Origin of the sequence: Microbacterium sp. K35, from assembly GCF_004794375.1 — a bacterium.
In the GTDB taxonomy this organism is placed as follows: Bacteria; Actinomycetota; Actinomycetes; order Actinomycetales; family Microbacteriaceae; genus Microbacterium; species Microbacterium sufflavum.
In genome coordinates this window covers 1-3,199 of record NZ_SSDM01000085.1, presented here as the reverse complement: position 1 = coordinate 3,199, position 3,199 = coordinate 1, and the positions used below count along the sequence as shown (strand labels likewise).

4 protein-coding genes are annotated in these 3,199 nt (G+C 72.2%); 1 reads left to right on the top strand and 3 read right to left on the bottom strand.

The genetic code is table 11. From position 1 onward, the window contains the following. The coding region (locus DW299_RS02320; RefSeq protein ID WP_136035495.1) for an oxidoreductase at positions 1 to 847 on the top strand (847 nt) is incomplete at its 5' end. A 16-nt stretch (positions 848 to 863) separates the two neighbouring features. On the opposite strand, the gene DW299_RS02315 is transcribed toward DW299_RS02320, so the two are convergent. The 3 genes from DW299_RS02315 to DW299_RS02305 form a co-directional block, all read right to left on the bottom strand. Continuing rightward, entirely contained in the window at positions 864 to 1,313 is a 450-nt protein-coding gene (locus DW299_RS02315) for a nuclear transport factor 2 family protein (protein WP_168443058.1), read from the bottom strand. Then, the gene (locus DW299_RS02310) at positions 1,310 to 2,056 is read right to left on the bottom strand and encodes a hypothetical protein (protein WP_136035494.1); all 747 of its coding nucleotides are present in this window, start codon (positions 2,054 to 2,056) and stop codon (positions 1,310 to 1,312) included. The genes DW299_RS02315 and DW299_RS02310 overlap by 4 nt, the downstream gene beginning before the upstream one ends. 54 nt (positions 2,057 to 2,110) lie before the next feature. Then, positions 2,111 to 3,199: cytochrome b/b6 domain-containing protein (locus DW299_RS02305; protein ID WP_240745294.1), on the bottom strand; the 1,089-nt coding region annotated here is incomplete at its 5' end.

The window sequence follows — 3,199 nt, the reverse complement described above, 5'->3', positions numbered from 1 at the left end:
TCCAGCGGTGCGCGAGCCGTGGCGGGCCGGTGCACCCCTGGACGAGACCGACGCCGTGGTCGGCCACGGCCCCTGGCCCCTCGACGCCCCGAGCGCCCTGGCGGCAGGACCGGGCCACGCCGTGCCCGCGGCGGTCACCGCGGCCGACATCGCCCGCTCCGTGCAGGACTGGCACGACGCCGCGGTGCGGGCGGTCGCCGCGGGGTTCCGCTTCGTCGAGCTGCACGGCGCCCACGGCTACCTGCTGCACTCGTTCCTCTCCCCCGTGTCGAACCGTCGCACCGACGCGTACGGCGGCAGTCCGCAGAACCGGCTCCGCTACCCGCGCGAGGTGGTCGCCGCCGTGCGGTCGGCGATCGGCGACGGCATCCCGCTGTCGTTCCGGCTGTCCGCGGTCGACGGCGCCGCGGACGGACTGGGGATCGACGACACGGTCGGCATCGCGCGCGCCCTCGCCGCGGAGGGCGTGGACCTCATCGACACCTCGTCCGGGGGCATCACCACCGACCGCTCGACGGACACCAGGGTCCGTCGCGGCTTCGCCTTCCACGCCGACTTCTCCCGCCGCATCCGCGACGAGGCCGGGGTGCCGACCGCGACGGTGGGCCTGATCGTGGACCCCGTGCAGGCCGATCGACTGCTCGACCACGGCGACGCCGATCTCGTGCTGCTCGGCCGGGAGGCGCTCGACGACCCCAACTGGCCGCATCACGCGCGCGCGGCGCTCGGCGACGACAGCCACGAGGGATGGGACGTGCGGTTCGGCAGCGCCCTCGGTCCGCGCGCGCGGACGCTCGCCCGGCTCGCCGCCGCGGGTGAGACCCCGCTCTCGCGCTTCGAGGGCTGAGCCGGAGCCCGAGCACTCAGGGAGCGAGCAGCTCTCTGGCGACCGCATCCCCGTCGAGCAGGTGATTGCGGCGCTCCCGCACGCGCCATCCGTTCGTCGTGCGCACCAGTTCCCACCGGTTGGCGCTGACCCGCTCCGCTTCCCAGTGGTCGCCGTCGCGCAGCAGCACAACGGAGTGCGTCACGGCCACCGCTGTGTCCCCGTCGATCTCGATCCGAGGGGCGGAGAGTACGTGCGCGCAGCCGCGGCGCAGATACTCGCGGTGCGACGGCAGGTCGACCAGGGTCCGGATACCGTCCGCGTCCAGAACCGTGTCGTCAAAGCGGTAGGTGCCATCCGCCGCCCAGAGCGCCGAGACCTCGGCGGCGTCCGCGCTGTCCACGGCGGGCCCGTACCGCGCGATCAGCTCGGCGATCTCTGCGCGGTCCTCGAGCGCCCGCAGCCGCCGTTCGAGATCGGCGCTCACCAGTCCTGCCACGGGATGATCGTGTGCACCGGGGTCGACAGCACGACCTCGCCCGCCCCGGGGAACCGCTCTTCCACGGCGCGCAGAGCCGGGGTCACGAGGTCGGGATCGTCCTCCAGATAGAGCAGGCGGAGGCGCAGGGACCCCGGCTCATCGGCCGGGCTCTCGTCGAACGGCAGGGAGGAGTGCCGCTGCGGGTGGCTGTACGAGAAGGTCCAGGCGCCGGCGACGCCGTCCACGTCGAGCAGGGCCGGGATGAGTTCGCGGTCCTCTCGCCGATGCGCCTCGTGGGCCTTGTGGCCATGCGGCTCGGCGAAGCGGGTGGCGGTGAGGTGCAGTCCGCGGTTCGGGCGGTAGGGCAGCACGTCGGGCGACACCAGAGCGCGCGGGGCGGAATAGCCCTTCACCGGACGGAAGAACGCGAGCAGGGGGCGCTGGATGCCCGGGAGCAGCGGCCCGCGACCCCACTGGAACGAGGCCTCCCCGAGCGCATCCCACGCGGCGACGGACTCGTCGACCGGGTCGCGGAACCAGTACATGGCGACGAAGTCCACAGCGCCGGCGAGTGACCCTGTGGCCAGACCATCACCCGTCGGTCGCACTTCCCACCGGTCTCCCCCTGCGACGCCGGGCAGGGCGAGGTTCTCGGGCCGGTGGTCGAGCTGATGCCAGCGGTTGTACTCGGCGTGCTGTGAGCGGTCGTCGAGACGGACGAAGGAGAAGAAGGCGAGAGGCAGCGACACGCCCCAGTCAAGCGTTTGCTTGGTGGCCTGTCAACACCCGCTCGCCTCGGGCGATCAGCGACCGGAGACCTTGCCGAAGAGCTTCGCGATCGGGGCGAGCACGAGCGGACGCGCCGCCGCCCACGCGCCCGCGATCACGACGAGCGAGAGCACGAACACCCAGAACCCGGTCCAGGTCGCCGCATCCTGCGCCGCGAACATGTGGTTGAGGTTGCGCTGGAACCCGGTGAGCATCACGAGTGCCACGTGCACGACGATGAACGCCACGAAGTACAGCATGATCGGGAAGTGCAGCGCGCGCGCCCACTCCACCGGGTACGCCTTCGACAGCCGCTCCGCCCTCTTCGGCCACAGCCCCGACATGCGGAAGCCGGTGGCGGCGGCGAGCGGCGCCGCCACGAACACGGTCACGAAGTAGGCGAGCTGCTGCAGGCTGTTGTAGTTGTTCCAGCCGTTCTCGTGCGGCCAGTCGAGCGAGACGTACTGCAGGGCCGCCGACAGCGCGTTCGGGAAGACCTCCCAGCTTGTCGGCACGATGCGCACCCAGTGCCCGGTGACGAAGAGCAGCACCACGAAGGCCACGCCGTTCACGAGCCACAGGATGTCGAGCGCCTGGTGGAACCAGAGGTTCAGGCTGATCTTTCCCTTGGGGTTGTTCCGCGGCGTCCAGAACACGGTCGGCCGCTTCTCGGTGCGCACCTGCAGCCCCGAGCGGATGATCAGCACGATCAGGAACATGTTGAAGAAATGCGCCCAGTTGACCCACGGCGCGAAGCCCGGCTCGACCGGGATCGCCGGCTCGTACTCGCCGGGGAACGCAGCCAGGAAGTCCTGCATGAACGGGACGCTCAGCAGCGCCCGCACCAGCGCGACTGCGGCGCCGGCCAGCACGCCCAGGGCCGCGGCACCGAAGAGCCCCGCGATCGCCTGCGTCCAGGTCGGGCGGCGGCGACCCGTGTCCGGAGCGGTCGTGAGGTGACGCGGCGCACGGCCGTTCCACACCGTCCGCGTCCACGGCAGCGGCGTCGCGAGGTCGGCGGCCGGCACGATCTCCGTCGTGCTCGGCGTCGCGGCAGCGGGAACGGCAGCGGCAGCGGGAGCGGTGGCGGCGGGAGCGGTCGCGGCGGGAGCGGTGGCGGCGGG